Here is a 22,349-nt window from a genome sequence, read left to right as displayed (position 1 = left end):
TGCCGCTCCGCGGCCCCCGAACCTGCCCGCTTCGCGGGCCCCTGGAGTTGTCGCATGATCACCAGCTTCGGTACCGCCGTCGCCGTCACCCGCGCCACCCTCGCAGGCCTGCGCACCAAGACCCCGGGCGGCCCGGAGCGCTGGCAGCGCACGAACTACGCCGGGCGCACCGTCGAGTTGTACGCCGGCCCCGCCACCGCCCTCGGAGCGGCGCTCGCGGCCGCGCGCGTCCACCGGGGCGCCGGGGCCGCGGTCCTGGCCGCCGGGGCGTGCGGCGCGTACGACGACGTGGTCGGGGCGGGAGACCCCCGCCGGGGGTTCCGGGCGCATCTGGGGGCGCTGAAGGACGGGGAGGTGACCAGTGGGGCGGTCAAGCTGTTCGGAATCTCGGCCGCGGGGCTGGTGGCGGGGGCGCTGCTCAAGGAGCGGCCTGTGGACAAGCTGCTCGCGGGGGTCGTGATCGCCGGGAGCGCGCACTTCGTCAACCTCGTGGATGTCCGGCCGGGGCGGGCCGCCGGTGCGGTGCTCGCGCTGGGGGCCCCGGGACTGCTGCGGGGCGGCCCCGCCGGGCGGCTGTCAGCCGCGGCGATGGGTGCGGCGGCGGCCGTGTTCCCCGACGACCTCGGCGAGCGCGCGATGATCGGCGACACCGGGGCCCACGCGCTCGGCGCCGCGCTGGGCAGCGCGATCGTCGCGGGCAACGGGCGGGCCGGGCTCCTCGCCCATGCCGCGGCGCTGGTGGCCGCGACCGTGTACGGGGACAAGGTCAGCGAGGCGGTCGCGCGACCGCTGGGGTGAGGGGCGGACACCCCGTCGCGCATCCAGCGAAGGACAACCCGTCGCGAAGACACGCGACTTGTCACTCTTGTGGGTGACAGCTGCCGTCGAGTTGGGCGCTGCGCCGCGAGGCTTGCTCCGATGGCGGTCCCGGAACACCCGTACGGCCTGGCATCCTTGGCGTAGTACGCGGAGCACGACGTGCGGTACACCCCCCTCTGCTTTTCCCTCTGTACGTTCTCCGTGCCCGTCCGACGCCGAACCAGGAGCCCCGGCCACGTGAGCCACGTGAGCAGCCACTCACCGCACGGTCAGTCGCCGCTGCGCACCGTGCAGGTGCTCGGCGGCGGAAGCGCGGGCAGCAGCGCGCATGTGCGGTCGCTGGCCTCGGGGCTTGTCGCCCGGGGTGTGCGGGTCACCGTGTGCGCACCCGCCGAGGCCGACCTCGCGTACGGGTTCAGTGGCGTCGGCGCCCAGCACGTTCCCGTGCCGCGCAGCAGTGATCCGGCCGCCGTGGCCGCGCTGCGGGTGGCCTGCGCGGACGCCGATCTCGTGCACGCGCACGGGCTGCACGCCGCGCTGCGGGCCGCGCTCGCGCTCAGCGGGCGGCGCACCCCGCTCGTCGTCACCTGGCACACCCGTTCGCACGCGGAGGGCGCGCGGGCGCATCTGCTGCGGCTGCTGGAGCGGCGGGTCGCCAGGGCCGCGGCGGTGGTGCTGGGCTCCTCGTCCGACCTCGTGGACCGCGCCCGCAGGCGCGGGGCGCGGGACGCCCGGCTCGCGGCCGTCGCGTTCCCGACGCCACGCAAGGCCGTCGAGTACGGGGACCCCGACCGGCTCCGCCACAAGGCGCGGGCCGAACTCGGCGCCACCGACCGCCCGTTGCTCATGGCCGTCGGTTCCCTCGACCGGCACCGCGGATACGACACCCTGCTGGACGCCTCGCGCGCGTGGCGCTCGCTCGACCCCGTGCCGCTCCTGGTGATCGCCGGGGAGGGGCCACTGCGGGCGGCCCTCCAGCGGCGGATCGAGGACGAGGAGCTGCCGGTGCGGCTCGTCGGGCGGCGCGAGGACGTCTCCGAGCTGCTCCTGGCCTCCGATCTCGCGGTGCTGCCGAGCGGTTGGGAGTCCCGTTCCGTGCTCGCCCAGGAGGCCCTGCACGCGCGTGTGCCGCTCGTCGCGACCGCCGTCGGAGGTATCCCCGAACTGGTCGGCGACGCGGCCGAACTCGTCCCGTGCGCGGACGCCGACGCGCTCGCCGAGGCCGTCGTACGGCTGCTCGGGGACGACGATCGCCGGGAGTCGCTCAAGGAACGGGGGGTGCGGCAGGCCGCGACCTGGCCGACCGAGGACGAGACCGTCGCCCAAGTGCTCAGCGTCTACGACGAGTTGACCCAGACCAGGCCCCTTGCCTAGGAGACGTCCGGTGGCTCAGGGCACGTGCCGTCGCGCTCGCAGTGCCAGGCTCAACGCCAGTACCGTCTGCGGGTCGTCCAGGTCCGTGCCCAGCAACTCCCCGATCCGGGCGAGGCGGTTGTAGAGGGTCTGCCGGTTCAGGTGCAGCTCGCGGGCCGTCTCCGCCTTGCGGCCCGCGTGCGCCAAGTACGTCTCGAGGGTGGGCAGCAGCGGCGGCTTGGAGCGGAGGTCGTGGTCGCGGAGGGGGCCGATGGCGCGCTCCACGAAGGCCGCCAGGTCCGGATGGTCGCGCAGCCGCCACAGGAGCAGGTCGGTGTCGAGGCGGCGGGCGTCGTACCAGGGGCGGTCCGTCAGGCCCTGCGCGGCCGTCGCCGTCTCCGCCGCGTGCCGCAGGCCCGCCGAGGCCGCCGCCCAGCCGCCCGCGACCCCGACCACCACCACGGGCGGCTGTGCCCCCGCCCGCTGCATGCCCGCGCGCTCCACGCCCGCCCTGAGGGCCGCCGCGACCCGGTCCGCGACCGCCGCGCGCTCGGACTCCGAACGCAGGCCCAGCAACAGGGGGACGCGGCCCTCCACCGGGCGTACGCCCAAAAGGACCGGCACCCCCACCGAGGCCAGCTCTTCCGCGACCGCGCGCGCCAGGACGGCCCAGCCGCCGCCGGGGGAGGGGCCGTCGGCGAGCCGCATCACGACCGGCAGGAGCGGACTGTTGCCGGGCTTGAAGCCGAGCACGCGGGCCTGTGCGGGGGCGTCCTCGGCGGCGATACGGCCCTCCGCGAGGTCGGTGAGGAAGTCGCCGCGTCCGCGTGCCGCGAGCTCCTCCTCCTGGCGGGCCTGCATGAGGACGACGGCCAGGATGCCCGCGGCCCGCTCCGCCGCGATCCGGTGCACGGGGGCGACCGGGGCGCTGACGGGCAGGAGCACCAGCCGGGCGCGTACCGAACCGGTGCCGGGGCCGCCGCCCGGCACGTCCACGAGGGTCGTCCCGGCGGGTGGTTCCTCCTTGTGCTGGCCGCGCAGCCCCTCCCACACCTGGAGCGGATCGGCGCCGGCGGAGCCGGCCCCCGCGGCGTACAGGAGCTGTCCGTCCGCGGTCTCCAGGAAGACGGGGTTGCCGCTGAAGTCCGCGAGGATGCCGAGGACCTGGGGTATGCCCCCGCCGCCGAGCAGGGCCTCGGTACAGCGCCGGTGCACTTCCTCGGCCCGCTGCAGCAGCGCGTAGTGGCCGTTGACGATCTCGGTGTGGATCTCCTCCGTGACCGCCACGAAGGGCACCTCGCGGTGCAGCTGGACCAGCGGGAGACCGGCGGAGCGGGCCGTCTCCACGAGGGCCGAGGGCAGCCGGGTGAAGCGCGGGCCGAGCTCCACGACGAGCGCCGCGATACCGCGCTCCGCGAGGGTGCGGACGAACGCGCGCTGGTCGGCGGGGCGGGTGCCGAGGCCGTAGCCCGTGGTCAGGAGCAGTTCGCCGCCCTTGAGGAGCGAGGCGATGTTCGGGACCTCGCCCGCGTGCACCCAGCGCACGGTGCGGCCCAGCCGCTCGGCGCCCGCGAGGATCTCCGGCAGCCCACTGCGCAGCCCGGGCAGCTCCAGCGCCCGCTGCACGGTGATTCCGGCGCCCTGGGTGTCGTATCGACTGTCCAAGTGGCTGTCCAAACGGCTGTCCATGCAGCGGACGCTACCCGGGGAGGCCTCCCGGAGGCATGTCCGAGGCCGGGCCGCTCACTACCGGGGCAGGATGTTGTGGTTGAAGCGGAAGACGTTGTCCGGGTCGTACGCGGCCTTCACCGCGGCCAGCCGGCGGATGTTCCCGGCGCCGAGGCCGGCCACCACGCGGTCGACTCCCTCGTCGCCGACGAGGTTGAGGCAGACCGCGCCGGTGCTCCACGGCCGGAAGGCGGCGCGCACGTCCTCGACCCACTGGACGCAGCGCTTGTCGTCGGCCGGGTCCTCCCACATCCCGAAGGGGTGCACGGTCCACCGGGCGTCCCGGAACGGCACCGGGAAGCGGTCCGGGCCTGAGGCGATCGCGCCGCCCTGCGGGAACAGCGAGTACCGGGTGGCCGTGGGCACGGGCATGGCGTTTCCCAGCTCGCAGAAGACGTCCACGGCCTTGTCGGGCAGGCCGGTCAGCGACTCCGCGGAAGAGCGGTTCCTCAGGCCCGGCGGGCTGTCCAGGATGCGCTGGAAGGCGGCGTAGGGGAGGGTCGTGAGGATCACGGCCTCGTGAGGCAGCGCCAGCAGCGGCCGGGCGAGCTTGCGGAGGTCCTGCTCGGGGCCCGGGTACGTCAGGAGCGCGTCGACCAGCTGTGTGCGGATGATGCCACCGCCCGTCTCCGGCGGCGCGGCCTCGATGATCTCGCGGTAGCCGCGGACCACGTCCGGGCCGGACTTCGGGCGGTATGTGAGCAGGGCGATCGAGAAATCCGGCAGCGGGTGCAGTCTCAGGGTCAGTGCGGTGGCGACGCCGAAGTTGCCGCCACCGCCGTGCAGGGCCCAGAAGAGTTCCGGGTTCTCGTGATCGGTGGCCTGGATCTGCGAGCCGTCGGACGTGACCAGTTCGACGCCGAGCAGGTTGTCGACGGCGAGGCCGAAGGCGCGGTCGAGCCAGCCGGTGCCGCCGCCGAGGGCGAAGCCGGCGACGCCGGTGGTCGAGTTCCGGGCGCCGGTGGTGGCCAGGCCGTGGGGCCGGGTGGCCTGGTCGAGGTGGCTCATGAGGGCGCCGCCCTCGACCCGTACCGTGCGGGAGCCGGGGTGGACGGTCACCGTGTGCATCCGGCGCAGGTCGATGACCAGGCCGTTGTCGTTGAGCGACATCCCGGCCGGGCTGTGGCCGCCGGCTCGGATCGCGATGTGGAGGTCCAGGTCCCGGGCGAAGCGGACGCAATGGACCACGTCCGCCTTGGTCTCGCACCGGGCGATCACTGCCGGGTGGCGGTCGATGCGGGTGTTGAAGAGCTTGCGGGCGTTGTCGTAGCCGGGATCTTCCGGCCTGAGAGCGTCGCCGGTCAGGTCTGCGCGCAGGGCGGCGAGGCGGGTGTGGGCCTTTGAGAAGGGGGACATTGCAGTTGCCCCCTTTCTGCGGGGACAGGTCTGCTTTCAGCGTAGGGGTTTGACCGGCGGGTTTGGAGGTGCGGGCCGGTGGGGGCTGGTCGCGCCCACGCGGCGGAGCCGCACAATGTCACAGCCCCGCGCCCCCACGGGCCGCGGCCCACGCCCCCCCCCGAAAGGGGAGCGCGGGCCGTCGTCCCGTTCGTGTCAGCCGCCGTATGCCCCGCTTGCCGTCAGCCGCAGGGCCGTGTCGATCAGGGGCACGTGGCTGAAGGCCTGGGGGAAGTTGCCCACCTGGCGCTGGAGGCGGGGGTCCCATTCCTCGGCGAGGAGGCCCAGGTCGTTGCGGAGGGCCAGGAGCCTTTCGAAGAGCTTGCGGGCCTCGTCGACGCGGCCGATCATCGCCAGGTCGTCCGCCATCCAGAAGGAGCAGGCCAGGAAGGCCCCCTCGTCGCCCTCGAGACCGTCCACGCCCGCGTCCTCGCCGGTGGTCGGGTAGCGCAGGATGAAGCCGTCCGAGGTGGACAGCTCGCGCTGGATCGCCTCGATGGTGCCGATCACGCGCTTGTCGTCCGGGGGGAGGAAGCCCATCTGCGGGATGAGGAGCAGCGAGGCGTCCAGCTCCTTGGAGCCGTACGACTGCGTGAAGGTGTTGCGCTCCTTGTCGTAGCCCTTCTCGCACACGTCCCGGTGGATGTCGTCGCGCAGTTCGCGCCACTTCTCCAGCGGGCCGTCCGCGTCACCGGACTCGATGAGCTTGATCGTGCGGTCGACGGCGACCCAGGCCATCACCTTGGAGTGCACGAAGTGGCGGCGCGGGCCGCGGACCTCCCAGATGCCCTCGTCCGGCTGGTCCCAGTGGTCCTCCAGGTAGCGGATCAGCTTCAGCTGGAGGAGGGAGGCGTAGTCGTTGCGGGACAGGCCCGTCATGTGGGCCAGGTGCAGGGCCTCGATGACCTCGCCGTAGACGTCCAGCTGGAGCTGGTGCGCGGCGCCGTTGCCGACCCGTACGGGGCCCGAGTTCTCGTATCCGGGTAGCCAGTCGAGCTCCGCCTCGCCCAACTCCCGCTCGCCCGCGATGCCGTACATGATCTGCAGGTTCTCCGGGTCGCCGGCCACGGCGCGCAGCAGCCATTCGCGCCAGGCGCGGGCCTCATCGCGGTAGCCGGTGCGCAGGAGGGAGGAGAGGGTGATCGCGGCGTCGCGCAGCCAGGTGTAGCGGTAGTCCCAGTTGCGTACGCCGCCGATCTCCTCCGGGAGGGAGGTGGTGGGCGCGGCGACGATGCCGCCCGTGGGCGCGTACGTCAGGGCCTTGAGGGTGATCAGGGAGCGGACGACGGCCTCGCGGTAGGGGCCGTGGTACGTGCACTGGTCGACCCAGTCGCGCCAGAAGTCCTCGGTGGCCTCCAGGGCCTGCTCCGGCTCGGGCAGCGCGGGGGGCTTCTTGTGCGACGGTTCCCACGAGATGGTGAACGCGATCCGGTCACCGGGTGCCACCGTGAAGTCCGCGTACGTGGTCAGCGCCTTGCCGTAGGTCTCGCAGGCGGTGTCGAACCACACCGAGTCGGGTCCGGCGACGGCGACCGTGCGCCCCTCGTGCTTGTGCACCCAGGGCACGACACGGCCGTACGAGAAACGCATCCGCAGCGCGGAACGCATCGGGACCCGGCCCGTGACGCCTTCCACGATCCGGATCAGCTGGGGCGCGCCGTCGCGCGGCGGCATGAAATCGGTCACTCGGACCGTGCCGCGTGGGGTGTCCCACTCGGATTCGAGGATCAGCGAGTCGCCGCGGTACGAGCGGCGCGCCGCCGTCGGTGGTTCGGCGTCGGCCGCGTGGGCGGGCCCGAGCCGCCAGAATCCGTGTTCCTCCGTGCCGAGCAGTCCCGCGAAGATGGCATGAGAGTCGAAGCGGGGCAGGCACAGCCAGTCCACTGTGCCGTCCCGGCAGACCAGTGCTGCGGTCTGCATGTCTCCGATGAGTGCGTAGTCCTCGATGCGCCCGGCCACGTGCATCTCCAGTCGAACGGCCACGTCGCCCCCGAGGGGCGGTCGCTCTGCGGTCAGGGAACAGGAACGTTAAAACGTTAGAAGATTGAACGTTAGAACGTTGGTAAAGCGTCGTTGCGGAACGTCAATTATCGGTGCGATTGTCGTTGCGAAACGAACTGACGAGCTCTCGTGGTTCCGGGATACGGGCGGGGATGGTGCCGTGTGCCGGCCGGACTCGGCAGCGAGTGTCCGAGCAGGATACGACGCACGTGGATGATCCGCGTGCCGCTCCCGGCAACCCGACTGGTCCGATCGAGTGAGTGCTGTGTGTGGTCTGTGCCGATGTGTGTGCGGAGCGTGGCCGGAAGCAGCCTCCTCGGGTCGCTGATACCCTGGTAGCCCGTGGACCGGTGGGCAAGAAACCCCCGAACCGCAGCGACGGCACCTCCGGAAATCTTCGGACACCACGCCGGTACGCACCCCAGACCGCGACCACGGGAGCCCCCTCTTGGCCATGCCGCCCAAATCCACGACGACCAAGCACATCTTCGTCACCGGGGGTGTCGCCTCCTCCCTCGGTAAGGGCCTGACCGCCTCCAGCCTGGGTGCGCTGCTCAAGGCGCGGGGCCTGCGGGTCACCATGCAGAAGCTCGACCCCTACCTGAACGTCGACCCGGGCACCATGAACCCGTTCCAGCACGGCGAGGTGTTCGTCACCAACGACGGCGCCGAGACCGACCTGGACATCGGACACTACGAGCGCTTCCTCGACGTTGACTTGGACGGCTCCGCCAATGTCACTACAGGGCAGGTGTACTCGACGGTCATCGCCAAGGAGCGGCGCGGCGAGTACCTGGGCGACACCGTGCAGGTCATCCCGCACATCACCAACGAGATCAAGCACCGCATCCGGCGTATGGCGACCGACGACGTCGACGTCGTCATCACCGAGGTCGGCGGCACGGTCGGCGACATCGAGTCGCTGCCCTTCCTGGAGACCGTCCGCCAGGTCCGGCACGAGGTCGGCCGGGACAACGTGTTCGTGGTCCACATCTCGCTGCTGCCGTACATCGGCCCCTCCGGCGAGCTGAAGACCAAGCCGACCCAGCACTCGGTCGCGGCTCTCAGGAACATCGGTATCCAGCCGGACGCGATCGTGCTGCGCGCCGACCGCGAGGTGCCCACCGCCATCAAGCGCAAGATCTCGCTGATGTGCGACGTCGACGAGGCGGCCGTGGTCGCGGCCATCGACGCCAAGTCGATCTACGACATCCCGAAGGTGCTGCACACCGAGGGCCTGGACGCCTACGTCGTGCGCAAGCTGGACCTGCCCTTCCGCGACGTGGACTGGACGACCTGGGACGACCTGCTCGACCGCGTCCACAACCCGCTCCACGAGATCAACCTCGCGCTCGTCGGCAAGTACATCGACCTGCCCGACGCCTACCTCTCGGTCACCGAGGCGCTGCGCGCCGGCGGCTTCGCCAACAAGGCCCGCGTGAAGATCAAGTGGGTCACCTCGGACGACTGCAAGACCCCGGCGGGCGCCGCGAAGCAGCTCGGCGACGTCGACGCGATCTGCATCCCCGGCGGCTTCGGCGACCGTGGCGTGTCGGGCAAGGTCGGCGCGATCCAGTACGCCCGCGAGAACAAGATCCCGCTGCTGGGCCTCTGTCTCGGCCTGCAGTGCATCGTGATCGAGGCCGCGCGCAACCTGGCCGGCATCCCGGACGCCAACTCCACCGAGTTCGACTCCGCCACCGCCCACCCGGTCATCTCCACGATGGCCGAGCAGCTCGACATCGTGGCGGGCGAGGGCGACATGGGCGGAACGATGCGCCTGGGCATGTATCCGGCCAAGCTCGCCGAGGGCTCCATCGCGCGCGAGGTGTACGACGGCAAGGAGTACGTCGAGGAGCGTCACCGTCACCGCTACGAGGTGAACAACGCCTACCGCGGCGAGCTGGAGAAGAAGGCCGGTCTGCAGTTCTCCGGCACCTCCCCGGACGGCAAGCTCGTGGAGTACGTCGAGTACCCGCGCGAGGTGCACCCCTACCTGGTCGCGACCCAGGCGCACCCCGAGCTGCGCTCCCGCCCGACCCGCCCGCACCCGCTCTTCGCGGGCCTGGTCAAGGCCGCCGTCGAGCGCAAGACGGGCAAGTAACACCAGGGCTGTACGGTGGCCGGGGTACGCGTCTTTTGGGACACGTGCCCCGGTTTTCGTTCGGTGCGTAGGAGGAACAGGGCGACATGACGATCAAGGACACCCCCGAGGAGTGGGAAGTCAGGGCCACCGCGACTCCCTTCGTCGGCAACAAGACGTCCGTCCGCACCGACGACGTGGTCATGCCGGACGGATCGGTCGCCCGCCGTGACTACCAGGTCCACCCCGGCTCCGTGGCCGTCCTCGCCCTCGACGACCAGGACCGCGCGGTGGTGCTGCGCCAGTACCGGCACCCCGTGCGCCACAAGCTGTGGGAGATCCCGGCCGGACTTCTCGACGTGCCCGGTGAGAACCCGCTGCACGCCGCCCAGCGCGAGCTGTACGAGGAGGCGCACGTCAAGGCCGAGGACTGGCGGGTGCTGACCGACGTCTACACCACCCCGGGCGGCTGCTCCGAGGCCGTGCGGATCTTCCTCGCCCGCGATCTCTCCGAGGCCGAGGGGGAGCGCTTCGAGGTCGAGGACGAAGAGGCCGACATGGAGCTGGCCCGGGTCCCCGTCGGCGACCTCGTGCGCGGGGTGCTCGCCGGCGAACTGCACAACAACTGTCTCGTCGTGGGCGTCCTCTCCCTGGTCGCCGCCCGCGGCGGCGACGGACTCGACGCGCTGCGCCCGGCCGAGGCGCCCTGGCCGGCCCGCCCCTTCGAGTCCTGACGCACCCCGGACGGTCCTCTCCCCGACCGGATCCCACGACCGGCCCACCACCGGACACCACGACCGGACACCATCAGTCCTACGATCGGCTGATCCGATCGGGGGACGTCCCCGCCGTGCTCCGCCCGGATCGTCGCAGAGCGTGAACTAGGCTCTGGAAACGCCCGAACCGGAGTCCCGGCGGGCTTGCGCGCGCAGTGGGACGGGAGCGTGGCCCGTGGCGGATCAGGCGGTGGACACAGACGGCACGAAGGTGTCGTCGGCGGGGCGGCGCCCGGCTGCCGGGTCCGCTCCTACGGAGGGTCAGTTCCTGGGCCGCACACGAGAGTTGAAGGAACTCAGGGTCGACATCGAGCGCGCGGGCCTGGACACCCTCGCGGGTCGCAAGGCACCTCGCGCGCGCGTGCTGCTCATCGCCGGCAGGCCCGGATCGGGCCGCACCGCGCTCGCCGAGGAGCTCGTACGGCAGGTTGCGGGGAGTTACCCGGACGGGGTGCTGCGCGCCCGGCTCACCGATCCCGACGGCACCCCCGTGCCCACCGAGCGCACCGCGCGGGAACTGCTGAGGACCCTGGAGCTGCCCGCGCCGGCGGGGGCAGCCGCCGACGACCTGAGCGAGGCGGTGCGCGAGGCCCTCGCCACCCGCCGCGTCCTGCTGCTGCTCGACGACGCGGCCGACGCCGAGCAGGTCGACGCGCTGCTTCCGGACACTCCCGAGTGTCTGGTCGTCGCGGTGTCCGGAGGCCCGCTGACCGGCATCGCGGACGTCCGCCCCTGCACCCTGGGCGGCCTGGACACCAAGTCCGCGCTCGAACTGCTCGACCGCTTCACCGGTTCGGTGCGCATCACCGTCGACCCGCTCGCCGCCGAGGGACTGGTCGAGGAGTGCGCCGGTCAGCCCGCCGCCCTGCGCCTCGCGGGAGGCTGGCTCGCCGCCCGCCCCACCTCGGCCGTCGCCGACCTCGCCAAGCAACTGCGCACCGAGGGCGACGAGAGCACCCCGCTCGGCCGGGTCTTCCACCTCGCCTACACCGCGCTGCCCGCCACCGCCGCGCGGATACTGCGTCTGCTCTCGCTCGCCCCGGCCGGCCTCATCGACCCGCACACCGCGTCCGCGCTGGCCGGCTGCTCGGTGGACACCGCACGGGCCGCGCTGGACGACTTCGTCGGCTTCGGCCTCGTACGGCCCGTCGAGTCGCGGCTGCCGCAGTACGAGGTGCCCGGCTGCCTGCTGCCGCTGCTGCGCGCCCTCGCCGAGAGCCAGGACCGCCCGGCCGAGCTGCAGCTGGCCCGCGCCCGGATGCTGGAGCGGACCGTACGGCTGCTGGTGTCCTGCCGTGCCATCACCGAGACCGACAACGCGCCCGCCCGCGAGAAGCTCGCCGCGCTGCCCCGCGAACTTCGCTTCCCGACCCCCAGAGCGGCCGAGGACTGGCTGCGCGTCCGGCAGCCCGCGCTGCTGGCCGCGGCCCGGCTCGCGGTCGCGGACGGGGAGCTGGACACCCTGGCCAGGCGGTTGATGGCCGCGCTGGTGCGGGCGATGGTCGCCCACTTCGGCACCCGGGCCGCGGCGCCCGAGCTGTACGGCATCCACCGCCTCGTCCTCGACGTCGCCGAGCGCCGGGGCCTGCCCCGCGAGAAGGCCGCGGCCCTGCTGAACCTCGCCGACCTGGACGCGCAGACCGGTCGTACGGCCGACGCCCTGGCCCGCTACCGGGCCGCCCTGGACGCCGGACGCGAGGCGAACGACCCGTATGCGACCGGCCGCGCGATGGAATCCGTAGGCGGCACCCATCAGGAGCTCGGGGACCACGACCGGGCCGCCGACTGGTACGGCAGGGCGCTCGCCCAGCGCCTGGCACGGGACGAGCGGGTGGACGCCGCCCGGCTGTACGGCCGTATCGCCACCGCGCACACCTACGCGGGCCGCTACGGCGAGGCGCTGCGCAACTGGCGCGCCGCCGTCACCGGACACCGCAGGAACGGCGATGTGCCCGCTCAGGCACGGGCGTTGAGCGAGCTGGCGCGCGTCCAGGAGTACGCCGGGCGGCCCGAGGAGTCGCTGCGCACCTGCCACGAGGCGGTCGAGTGGGCGCGCCGCGCCGAGGACCACCGGCTGCAGGCCGCGCTGCAGCTCCGGCTGGCCGACACCCTGGACCGGCTCGGCGACCCCGCCGCGGCGCGACTGCACCGCAAGGCGGCCGAGCGCATGCTGGGTGATGAGCTCCCGGAGAGCGCGACGGCCATGGAGGACCCAGAAGGCGCAGAAGGCACGGAACAAGGCGCTAACGCCTGCGAAATCCGTAGTACATCCGTCGAAGATTGATGCATTGAAAGGCTAGACAGAGAGAACCCCTTCATTAGACTGGCTCCGCCGCGTTCTTTCGTGGTGTCTCCCGGTGCGCCCCCGTGTATCCGGGTATGACATGCATTGCCCCGGCTTGCATCGCCCCGGCCGTGCATAGCCCCAGAACCCTCTGAGTCAAGGACCGTGATCGACGTGAAGGTCGGCATCCCCCGCGAGGTCAAGAACAACGAGTTCCGGGTGGCCATCACCCCCGCCGGTGTGCACGAGCTGGTGCGCAACGGCCACCAGGTCGTCGTCGAGCGGAACGCCGGTGTCGGCTCCTCGATCACGGACGACGAGTACGTTTCCGCCGGTGCGCAGATCCTGCAGACCGCCGACGAGGTCTGGGCCGCCGCCGACCTGCTGCTGAAGGTCAAGGAGCCCATCGCGGAGGAGTACCACCGCCTCCGCAAGGACCAGACCCTCTTCACCTACCTGCACCTGGCCGCGTCCAAGGAGTGCACGGACGCGCTCCTGGAGTCCGGCACCACGGCGATCGCGTACGAGACGGTCGAGCTGCCGAGCCGCGCGCTGCCGCTGCTCGCCCCGATGTCCGAGGTCGCGGGCCGCCTCGCCCCCCAGGTCGGCGCCTACCACCTGATGGCCGCCAACGGCGGCCGCGGTGTGCTGCCCGGCGGTGTCCCCGGTGTGCTGCCCGCCAAGGCGGTCGTCATCGGCGGCGGCGTCTCCGGCTGGAACGCCGCGCAGATCGCCATCGGCATGGGCTTCCAGGTGACCCTGCTCGACCGTGACATCAACAAGCTCAAGGAGGCGGACAAGATCTTCGGCACGAAGATCCAGACCGTCGTCTCCAACGCCTTCGAGCTCGAGAAGGCCTGCCTCGAGGCCGACCTCGTCATCGGCGCGGTCCTCATCCCCGGCGCCAAGGCCCCGAAGCTCGTCACCAACGAGCTGGTCTCCCGGATGAAGGCGGGAAGTGTTCTTGTCGACATCGCGATCGACCAGGGCGGCTGCTTCGAGGACTCCCGCCCGACCACGCACGCCGAGCCGACCTTCCCGGTCCACAACTCGGTCTTCTACTGCGTCGCCAACATGCCCGGCGCCGTGCCCAACACCTCCACGTACGCGCTGACCAACGCCACGCTGCCGTACATCGTGGAACTGGCCAACCGCGGCTGGGTCGAGGCGCTGCGCCGTGACCCCGCGCTGGCCAAGGGCCTCAACACGCACGACGGCAAGGTCGTGTACCGGGAGGTCGCGGAGGCGCACGGCCTGGAGCACGTCGAGCTGGAGTCCCTGCTCGGCTGAGACACCGAAGGGTGACCGGACGAGTGGCCGGCTGACCCATCAATCAGCAAAAGGCGATACGTCAACACAGGTCGTCAACGCCCCGTACCCGGCCGGACCTTGCCCAGCGAGGTCCGGCCCGGGTGTGTGTCGGGTCACTTTGCGACACTCGTTCAACTCGCCACGAACGTAACCCTTCAACCGATTCGCACACCCGTGAAACCTGCTGTGCGACGGCCTTACGCCCTTGACAGAGGGGTGTTCGGTTGCCGACACATCGGGTCGGGTCCGGCGGATTGTGTTGCTGCGGACCGGTGACACGCCATAGAGTCGCCAACCGTCGGCATGGTGCCACGCTGACCTATCTAGAAGTTTCCTGGTCACCAAGGAGGTAAGACGACTTGTGAATGAGTCGACATTTACTCCCGGGGGTGGTCAACCAGGAATGCCGGCGCGGGGCCAGGGCCCCACGGGGCTCGAGGCTGTCGGCTCCGTCGCTGTCCGAACCTTCGCAGCGCAAAAGAGTCCCCGGATGACTCAGACAGCACACCAGAGCATGGATGGCCATCACGTGAACGCCATGGCCGGCAACGGAAGTGGCGGGAACCACACCCACTTCGCCGACTACGACGAACTGCCCGAGGGGCACTTCTACGACCCCGACGCCGAGTACGAGCCCGATCCTGAGTACGCGGCCACGCTCGCGCCCGACGCGGCCCGTCAGCGCCGTGAGCGCGTCGGACCGACCGGACGCCCGCTGCCCTACTTCCCGATCCCGGGTCCGCTGACCAGCCACGGCCCCGCGACGATCATCGCGATGTGCAACCAGAAGGGCGGCGTCGGCAAGACGACGTCGACCATCAACCTGGGCGCCGCGCTCGCGGAGTACGGACGCCGGGTCCTGCTCGTCGACTTCGACCCGCAGGGCGCGCTCTCCGTGGGCCTCGGCGTCAACCCCATGGAGCTCGACCTCACCGTCTACAACCTGCTCATGGAGCGGGGCATGGCGGCCGACGAGGTGCTCCTGAAGACGGCGGTCCCGAACATGGACCTGCTGCCCAGCAACATCGACCTGTCCGCCGCCGAGGTGCAGTTGGTGTCCGAGGTCGCGCGCGAGTCCACGCTCCAGCGCGCGCTGAAGCCGCTGATGGCCGACTACGACTACATCGTGATCGACTGTCAGCCCTCGCTCGGCCTGCTCACCGTCAACGCCCTCACGGCGGCCCACAAGGTGATCGTGCCGCTCGAGTGCGAGTTCTTCGCTCTTCGCGGTGTCGCGCTGCTCACCGAGACCATCGAGAAGGTCCAGGAGCGGCTCAACCCCGAGCTGGAGCTCGACGGCATCCTCGCCACGATGTACGACTCCCGCACGGTGCACAGCCGTGAGGTGCTCGCGCGCGTGGTCGAGGCGTTCGACGATCACGTCTACCACACGGTGATCGGCCGGACCGTCCGCTTCCCGGAGACCACCGTCGCCGGTGAGCCGATCACCACGTACGCCTCCAACTCCGTCGGTGCCGCCGCCTATCGCCAGCTCGCCAGGGAGGTGCTCGCCCGGTGTCACGCCGAGTGAGTCTGCCGGGGGCCGACGAACTGTTCCGTACCACCGGGGGCATGGCGCTCCAGTCATCCACCCCCACCCGCCGGACCAACGGCGAGGCCCGGGTACCGGCTCCGGCCGGTGAGAGCGACCCGGCCGCCGTCGCGGAGGACGCGCCGCAGTCGGTGCCCGTGCAGGGCGGTGACGGCGAGGGCGACGAACACGTCGCGGCGGACGCCGAGGCGGACGCGGGAGAGTCCCGCAGCCGGGGTACGGCCCCGGAGCGCTCGGCGCGGCGCCAGGCGACACAGGAGGGCGCCGGCGGGCAGCCCGCCCGCGGCAGCAAGCGCTCCCGCGCCGCCAACCGGCGGCCCAGCGGGCGGGAGCGGCACGACGAGAAGATCACGGTGTACGTGTCCGCCGAGGAGCTCATGGACCTCGAGCACGCCCGGCTGGTGCTCCGCGGGGAGCACGGGCTCGCGGTCGACCGCGGCCGGATCGTCCGCGAGGCGGTCGCCGTCGTACTCGCCGATCTTGAATCCCGCGGGGACGCGAGCATCCTCGTACGACGGCTTCGCGGGCGGTAGCGGTAGCCTGCGACGGCTATGACCTCGAACGACACCTCTGTCCCCGCCGGCTCCGGCGGCCGTCGTCGTGTCCTGGGGCGGGGCCCCGGCGCGACGCCGGTCCCGACGGAGGAGCGGGACGGGCGGCCCGAGGAGCGCCTCGAGCCCGCCGAGGGGCCGCCGGTCGACGGGCGAGCCGAGTCGGTCGAGGAGCCCGTCGAGGCCGCCGCGGAGACGGCGCCCGAGCCTCTGATGGATACGGCGCTTGAGCCTCCAGCGGCGGACCCTCCGGCCGACACGACGCTCGAGCCTTCGGCCGAGCCTCCGGCGCAGGCCGAGGCCCATGACGGGGTCTTCAAGGTGCGGCTCGCGAACTTCGAGGGGCCGTTCGACCTGCTGCTTCAGTTGATCTCGAAGCACAAGCTCGATGTCACCGAAGTGGCGCTGTCCAAGGTCACCGACGAGTTCATGGCGCACATCAGGGCGATGGGGCCCGACTGGGACCTCGACCAGACGACCGAGTTCCTGGTCGTCGCGGCGACGCTGCTCGATCTGAAGGCCGCCCGGCTGCTCCCGGCCGCCGAGGTCGAGGACGAGGCGGATCTGGCGCTGCTGGAGGCCCGGGACCTGCTCTTCGCGCGGCTGCTCCAGTACCGCGCCTACAAGCAGATCGCGGACATCTTCAACGCCCGGCTGGAGGAAGAGGGCCGCCGCTACCCGCGTACCGTCGGGCTCGAAGCCCACCACGCCGAGCTGCTGCCCGAGGTGGTCATCAGCATCGGGGCGGAAGGATTCGCCAGGCTCGCTGTGAAGGCGATGCAGCCCAAGCCCAAGCCGCAGGTGTACGTCGACCACATCCACGCCCCGCTGGTGAGCGTGCAGGAGCAGGCCGGGATCGTGGTGGCGCGGCTGCGGGAGCTCGGGGAGGCCAGTTTCCGCGCCCTCGTCGAGGACACCGAGGACACCCTCACCGTCGTGGCCCGGTTCCTGGCCCTGCTGGAGCTCTACCGGGAGAAGGCCGTCGCCCTCGACCAGGAGGAGGCCCTCGGGGAGCTCATGGTGCGCTGGACGGGCGGCGACGGCGACGGTCAGCCGAGGGTGACGGACGAGTTCGACCGCCCGCCGGAGGTGGCCAAGGACGACCGGGCCAAGGACGGCGACACCAAGGACGACAAGATCAAGGACGGCGCCAAGGAGGAGAAGGCGTGAGCCAGGAGACCACCGACGTCCCGGCGGGCCTGCGTACCGTCGCCGACCTCGATCTGAAGCCCGCCCTGGAGGCCGTCCTCATGGTCGTGGACGAGCCCGCGACCGAGGAGCACCTCGCGAAGATCCTGGAGCGGCCGAAACGGCAGATCAAGGACGCGCTGCGGGAGCTGGCCGACGAGTACACCGTCCAGGGCCGCGGTTTCGAGCTGCGGCTCATCGCGGGCGGCTGGCGGTTCTACACCCGGCCCGAGTACGCGGCGGCCGTCGAACGCTTCGTCCTCGACGGGCAGCAGGCCCGGCTCACCCAGGCGGCCCTTGAGACCCTGGCGGTCGTCGCCTACCGCCAGCCGGTCAGCCGATCCCGGGTCTCGGCGGTCCGCGGAGTGAACTGCGACGGTGTGATGCGCACCCTGTTGCAGCGCGGTCTGGTCGAGGAGGCGGGCACGGAACCCGAAACAGGTGCGATCCTGTACGTGACGACGAACTACTTCCTGGAGCGAATGGGCCTGCGCGGTCTGGACGAGCTCCCGGAGCTCGCGCCCTTCCTCCCCGAGGCGGACGCGATCGAGGCCGAGACGCTGGAAGGGGTCCCGTCGTTCGATCCGGATGCACCGGATGCAGATGCAGACGACACGACGACGACGGAACTTTGATGCGAAGCAGTGGCAGTGGCAGTGGCAGGAACAGCGGGCGCGGCAACCCGCGCGGGACCGGCGGAGGCGGTAGTTCCCGCGGGACCGGCGGAGGCGGCAACCCCCGCGGGACCGGCGGGAGCGGCAACCCCCGGGGCGCCGGTGGGGGCGGCTCCCAGCCGAGGAGCGCGGGAGGGCGCGACGACAAGCCGAAGCGCGCCGGCAAGCCCCGCCCCGAGGAGCGCCGCTACGACGTAGGCCCCGCCGCGTCCCACGAAGGCCCGAAGTCCGGGCGCGGCAACGCGGCCCGCGGCGGCGCCAAGGGCGGCCCCAAGCAGGGCCAGCAGCGCGGCGGCCGTACGGAACCCTCGCGTTCCCGCGAGTACGAGACGCGGGCCGAGGAGCGCAACCGGGACCGGTACGCGGGCAAGCCGGAGATCAAGACGCCCAGGACCCACCCCGGGGCCGAGGAGGAGGGCGAGCGCCTGCAGAAGGTGCTCGCGCGCGCGGGCTACGGCTCCCGGCGTTCCTGCGAGGAGCTGATCGAGCAGGCCAGGGTCGAGGTCAACGGCGAGATCGTCCTGGAGCAGGGTCTGCGCGTCGACCCGGAGCACGACGAGATCAAGGTCGACGGGCTGACCGTGGCCACGCAGTCGTACCAGTTCTTCTCGCTGAACAAGCCCGCCGGTGTGGTCTCGACCATGGAGGACACGGAGGGCCGGCAGTGCCTCGGTGACTACGTGACGAACCGCGAGACGCGGCTCTTCCACGTCGGGCGGCTCGACACCGAGACCGAGGGCGTCATCCTGCTCACCAACCACGGCGAGCTGGCGCACCGGCTGACCCACCCCAAGTACGGCGTGAAGAAGGTCTACCTCGCGCACATCGTGGGTCCCATCCCGCGCGACCTGGGCAAGCGACTCAAGGACGGCATCCAGCTGGAGGACGGGTACGCCAAGGCGGACCACTTCCGCGTCGTCGAGCAGACCGGCAAGAACTACCTCGTCGAGGTGACCCTGCACGAGGGCCGCAAGCACATCGTGCGCCGCATGCTCGCGGAGGCCGGCTTCCCGGTCGACAAGCTCGTGCGCGTGGCCTTCGGTCCGATCACCCTGGGCGACCAGAAGTCCGGCTGGCTGCGCCGCCTGTCGAACACCGAGGTCGGGATGCTCATGCAGGAGGTCGATCTCTAGGCCCCGCCCGGCGGCCCTGGAGGGCGCTGTGCGCCCTCCGCCCGCCTTCGCCGCCCTCGGGGAGCACGGGGGGCTCCGACGCGCTCCAGGGGCCGCTGAGGGCTTCTGGCACGGATGTGCCGAGAACGCGGATGTGCCGAGAACACGGTTGCCGAGAACCGCGCCCGAGGTCTTGTAGGGCGCGGTTCGGCTTTTTATAGTCGTACTGACTATTACTCGTACTGGCACCGGGGGCGGGTGACTTGCGCGCAAGGGGAGGCCTCGCTCCCGAGGGCTACGACAAGTACGCCTTCGAGCCCTTCGCCGTCACCGTCGACCTCGCCGTCCTGACCGTCCGCGCGGGCGAACTCGAGGTGCTGCTCGTCGAACGGGGGCAGGAACCGTACGCCGGCCGCTGGGCACTGCCCGGCGGCTTCGTGCTGCCGAAGGAATCCGCGGAGACGGCCGCCCGGCGTGTACTCGCCGTGGAGACCGGCATCCGGGACCTCTCCCGCCTCCACCTGGAACAGCTGCGGACCTACAGCGAACCCGACCGCGACCCGAGAATGCGGGTCGTCTCCGTCGCGTTCGCCGCGCTGCTCCCCGACCCTCCCGAGCCGCACGGCGGCGGTGACGCGGCACAGGCCCGCTGGCTGCCGTACGGCTCGGTCGGCCCGCTCGCCTTCGACCACGACCGCATCCTCGCCGACGCCCACGAACGTGTCGGCGCCAAGCTCGAGTACACCTGTCTCGCCACGTCCTTCTGCCCGCCCGAGTTCACCCTCGGTGAGCTGCAGCGGATCTACGAGACGGTGTGGGGCGCCGTCCTCGACCGGCCCAACTTCCGGCGCAAGGTCCTCGCCACGCCCGGGTTCGTCGCACCGGTCCCGGGGGCCGCACGCCTCACCGGAGGCCGCGGCAAACCCGCCGCGCTCTACCGCGCGGGCGGCGCCACCGCCCTGCAGCCACCCCTGCTGCGTCCCCCTTCGGAAGGACGGCCCTCATGACCACCACCCCGACGCTCGCGAAGCATGCCGCCACCGGATCCCTGCTCGGCCTCGCCCTCGGCGACGCGCTGGGCTTCCCGACCGAGTTCAACGACGTCCCCTCGATCCTCGCCAAGTTCGGCCCCTGGCGGGAGATGAAGCTGCCGCGGCCCGCGATCGTCACGGACGACACGCAGATGACGCTGGCGCTGGGGCGGGGGCTGCGTACGGCGATGGACCGCGGCCTGCTCACACCGCTGCGGATGGAACGGCCGGTGCGCGAGGAGTTCGTGGACTGGTACCAGTCGCCCGACAACAACCGCGCGCCCGGCCGCACCTGCCTCGTGGCCTGCAACCTCCTGAAGACCGAGGGCCGGCCCTGGCAGGAGGCCAGCCAGATCGACTCCAAGGGGTGCGGGGCCAACATGCGGGTGGCGCCGGTCGGGCTCGTACGGGGGCTGAGCGAGGAACAGCGTTCGGGCGCCGCGCAGTTGCAGGCCGCGCTCACCCACGGCCATCCCACCGCGCTCGCCGCCTCGGACCTCACCGCCCACGCCGTGTGGCTCCTCGCCGGAGGCGCCGAGCCGACCGAACTGATCGGCCTCCTGCGCTCGTACGCCCAGGAGAACCGCGGCCGCTACCTCTCCCGCTGGCTCGGCGACCTGTGGACCCGCAGCCAGGACCCCACACCGGAGCACTTCATCGAACGCGGCTGGGACGAGTGCCTGGAGGTCCTCGACCGCCTTCAGGACGCCGTGCGCACCGCCTCGCCCGAGAGCGACCCGTGCCTGGCCACCGGAGCGGGCTGGATCGCCGAGGAGGCGCTCGCCACCGGACTGCTCTGCTTCCTGCAGTTCGTCGACGAGCCCGTCACCGCGCTGCGCCGCGCGGCCTGCACCTCCGGCGACTCCGACTCCATCGCCTGTCTGACGGGCGCGTTCGCCGGCGCCCACCACGGCTCCGACGCCTGGCCGACGGAGTGGGCCGACCGCGTCGAGTACCAGAGCGACCTCATGTCGCTGGGGGCGCTCTGGGATGCCTGAGAGACGGCTCTGGGATGCTTGGGCGATGATCGACGACGTCCTGGACATCGACCTCGCGGGTGTGGTGGCCGAGCAGCCCGACCCGGTGCTGTTCGCCACCGTCTCCGGGGCGCATCTGTACGGCTTCCCGTCACGCGACTCGGATGTCGACCTGCGGGGTGTGCACCTGTTGCCGACGGCCGAACTGGTCGGCCTGCGCGAGCCGGACGAGACCCGGTCGCGGATGTGGGACCGGGACGGCGCAGAGATGGACCTCGTCACCCACGACCTGCGCAAGTTCGTACGGCTGATGCTGCGACGCAACGGCTATGTGCTGGAGCAGCTGCTCTCGCCCCTGGTCGTGCACACCGGGGAGGCGCACCGCGAGCTGGTCTCGCTCGCCCCTGGAGTCCTCACCTCCCACCACGCCCACCACTACCGGGGTTTCGCGGCGACCCAGTGGCGGCTCTTCGAGAAGACCGGTGAACTCAAGCCGCTGCTCTACACGTTCCGGGTGCTGCTCACCGGCGTTCATCTGATGCGCAGCGGTGAGGTGCAGGCCGATCTGCGCACGCTGGTCGCGGAGGTCGGGGAGGCTCCCGGGTATCTGCCCGACCTGATCGCGGCGAAGGCGGAGCGGGAGCACGGGGACGCGGACGTCGACCACGCGCGTGTGGCGGCCGACGTGGAGCGGCTGCACGGCGTGCTGGACCTGGCGCAGGACGCCTCAGCGCTGCCGGACGCTCCGTCCGCGTACGACGCCCTGCACGCGTTCGTCGTCCGGGTCCGGCTGGAGGGTTCCGGGGGCTTCGGAGTCCGCGCGGAGGGCTGAGGCGCGGCGGGTGCGCAGGAGGAAGTCCTCGACGCGGGCGTGGTCCGGTTCCGCGGGCAGGGGGCTGTGGACGGCCGCCTCGTCCGCCTCGGTCGCCAGCCGGGACATCCAGGCCTCGGCCTTCGGCCACGGGACCTCGCCGCGCTTCACCGCGAGCAGAGCCTCGCGCTGCGGGCCGACGTCGATCGTCAGCGCGCCGGTGCGCAGCAGGTCACGGGAGCTCATGAGGAGGCGGAGGAGGTGCATGGCGTGCTTCCAGCGCGGGGCGCCGTGCTGTCGGACGTCGGCGTCCAGCTTCTTGCGCTGACCCAGGGCGTAGCGGGCGAACGTGTCGTGCGCCCGGCGGGAGAGGAACGCCTCGCGCAGGGCGAGGAGTTCGCCACCCGTGTCGTCGACGTACTCGACGAGAGGGGAGTGCAGGCACTCCAGGATGTTCGGGTTGGCGCGCAGCGCGAGGGCGCAGAAGCGCTCCAGTTCCCAGCTGAACTGTTCCTCGGCCGGACCCTCGACGTGCGTCGGAGGCTTCTCGAAGCGCCAGAAGAGCGGGGTCGGCGCGAGGAACACACCCCGGCGGTCCGTGTCGCTGCCGTCCGTGGCCAACCCGAAAGCGCGCGAGCCCATCACGCAGGAGTAGATCGTGTGGTCGCGCACCAGGGACACCGGGGTCTCGGAATGCATGTCC

17 protein-coding genes and 1 pseudogene are annotated in these 22,349 nt (G+C 71.7%); 14 read left to right on the top strand and 4 right to left on the bottom strand.

Annotated elements, in window-relative coordinates:
- Positions 1–54: 54 nt before the first annotated feature.
- Positions 55–798: a hypothetical protein gene (locus tag KVT44_RS07885; protein ID WP_190169502.1), complete on the top strand. Its 744-nt coding sequence runs from the start codon at positions 55–57 to the stop codon at positions 796–798.
- 258 nt (positions 799–1,056) lie between these two features.
- On the top strand, positions 1,057–2,193 hold the full coding sequence (locus tag KVT44_RS07880; protein ID WP_217566492.1) for a glycosyltransferase family 4 protein: 1,137 nt from the start codon (positions 1,057–1,059) through the stop codon (positions 2,191–2,193).
- A 15-nt stretch (positions 2,194–2,208) separates the two neighbouring features.
- On the opposite strand, the gene KVT44_RS07875 is transcribed toward KVT44_RS07880, so the two are convergent.
- From KVT44_RS07875 to KVT44_RS07865, 3 genes are all read right to left on the bottom strand, one after another.
- Positions 2,209–3,849, bottom strand: a complete 1,641-nt coding sequence (locus KVT44_RS07875) for a PucR family transcriptional regulator (RefSeq protein ID WP_217566521.1) — start codon at positions 3,847–3,849, stop codon at positions 2,209–2,211.
- Positions 3,850–3,918: 69 nt separating this feature from the next.
- Positions 3,919–5,256: an FAD-binding oxidoreductase gene (locus KVT44_RS07870; protein WP_217566491.1), complete on the bottom strand. Its 1,338-nt coding sequence runs from the start codon at positions 5,254–5,256 to the stop codon at positions 3,919–3,921.
- Positions 5,257–5,451: 195 nt separating this feature from the next.
- Positions 5,452–7,254: a glycoside hydrolase family 15 protein gene (locus tag KVT44_RS07865; protein ID WP_060902234.1), complete on the bottom strand. Its 1,803-nt coding sequence runs from the start codon at positions 7,252–7,254 to the stop codon at positions 5,452–5,454.
- Between the two features lie 496 nt (positions 7,255–7,750).
- Between KVT44_RS07865 and KVT44_RS07860 the strand changes: the two genes are divergently transcribed.
- The 12 genes from KVT44_RS07860 to KVT44_RS07805 all read left to right on the top strand — a co-directional run bounded on the left by KVT44_RS07860 (position 7,751) and on the right by KVT44_RS07805 (position 21,667).
- Entirely contained in the window at positions 7,751–9,400 is a 1,650-nt protein-coding gene (locus tag KVT44_RS07860; protein ID WP_067364904.1) for a CTP synthase, read from the top strand.
- Between the two features lie 86 nt (positions 9,401–9,486).
- Positions 9,487–10,113, top strand: coding sequence for an NUDIX hydrolase (locus KVT44_RS07855; protein WP_054234471.1), 627 nt, complete (start codon positions 9,487–9,489; stop codon positions 10,111–10,113).
- A gap of 217 nt (positions 10,114–10,330) precedes the next feature.
- A complete protein-coding gene (locus tag KVT44_RS07850; protein WP_217566490.1) occupies positions 10,331–12,439 on the top strand; it encodes a tetratricopeptide repeat protein in 2,109 nt (702 codons plus the stop codon).
- A 165-nt stretch (positions 12,440–12,604) separates the two neighbouring features.
- On the top strand, positions 12,605–13,729 hold the full coding sequence (gene ald / locus KVT44_RS07845; protein ID WP_054234469.1) for an alanine dehydrogenase: 1,125 nt from the start codon (positions 12,605–12,607) through the stop codon (positions 13,727–13,729).
- Positions 13,730–14,153: 424 nt separating this feature from the next.
- The gene (locus KVT44_RS07840) at positions 14,154–15,281 is read left to right on the top strand and encodes a ParA family protein (protein WP_075027827.1); all 1,128 of its coding nucleotides are present in this window, start codon (positions 14,154–14,156) and stop codon (positions 15,279–15,281) included.
- Positions 15,266–15,835, top strand: coding sequence for a hypothetical protein (locus KVT44_RS07835; protein WP_075027826.1), 570 nt, complete (start codon positions 15,266–15,268; stop codon positions 15,833–15,835). The genes KVT44_RS07840 and KVT44_RS07835 overlap by 16 nt, the downstream gene beginning before the upstream one ends.
- An 18-nt stretch (positions 15,836–15,853) precedes the next feature.
- A complete protein-coding gene (locus KVT44_RS07830; RefSeq protein WP_217566489.1) occupies positions 15,854–17,023 on the top strand; it encodes a ScpA family protein in 1,170 nt (389 codons plus the stop codon).
- Positions 17,020–17,676 carry an SMC-Scp complex subunit ScpB gene (gene scpB, locus KVT44_RS07825; protein WP_099923443.1) on the top strand — a complete coding sequence of 219 codons (657 nt, stop codon included), beginning with the start codon at positions 17,020–17,022 and terminating at the stop codon, positions 17,674–17,676. Before KVT44_RS07830 ends, scpB begins: the two co-directional genes overlap by 4 nt.
- Complete coding sequence (locus KVT44_RS07820) at positions 17,676–18,848, top strand: pseudouridine synthase (protein WP_217566488.1); 1,173 nt, start codon at positions 17,676–17,678, stop codon at positions 18,846–18,848. Before scpB ends, KVT44_RS07820 begins: the two co-directional genes overlap by 1 nt.
- A gap of 242 nt (positions 18,849–19,090) precedes the next feature.
- The gene (locus KVT44_RS07815; RefSeq protein WP_075027822.1) at positions 19,091–19,834 is read left to right on the top strand and encodes an NUDIX domain-containing protein; all 744 of its coding nucleotides are present in this window, start codon (positions 19,091–19,093) and stop codon (positions 19,832–19,834) included.
- Positions 19,831–20,856 carry an ADP-ribosylglycohydrolase family protein gene (locus KVT44_RS07810; protein ID WP_190169508.1) on the top strand — a complete coding sequence of 342 codons (1,026 nt, stop codon included), beginning with the start codon at positions 19,831–19,833 and terminating at the stop codon, positions 20,854–20,856. The genes KVT44_RS07815 and KVT44_RS07810 overlap by 4 nt, the downstream gene beginning before the upstream one ends.
- Positions 20,857–20,884: 28 nt before the next feature.
- Positions 20,885–21,667, top strand: coding sequence for a nucleotidyltransferase domain-containing protein (locus KVT44_RS07805; protein WP_217566520.1), 783 nt, complete (start codon positions 20,885–20,887; stop codon positions 21,665–21,667).
- Here the strand turns inward: KVT44_RS07805 and KVT44_RS07800 are convergent.
- Positions 21,563–22,348 (bottom strand): annotated as a pseudogene (locus KVT44_RS07800) (nucleotidyltransferase domain-containing protein); the annotation flags it as partial. The gene KVT44_RS07805 and the pseudogene KVT44_RS07800 sit on opposite strands and share 105 nt — an antisense overlap.
- Between the last annotated feature and the right edge of the window lies 1 nt (position 22,349).

It is taken from the genome of Streptomyces sp. GbtcB7 (assembly GCF_019091445.1).
Taxonomy (GTDB): domain Bacteria; phylum Actinomycetota; class Actinomycetes; order Streptomycetales; family Streptomycetaceae; genus Streptomyces; species Streptomyces mirabilis.
Note: the sequence above shows the minus strand (reverse complement) of the source record. Positions and strands in the feature narration are given on the sequence as shown.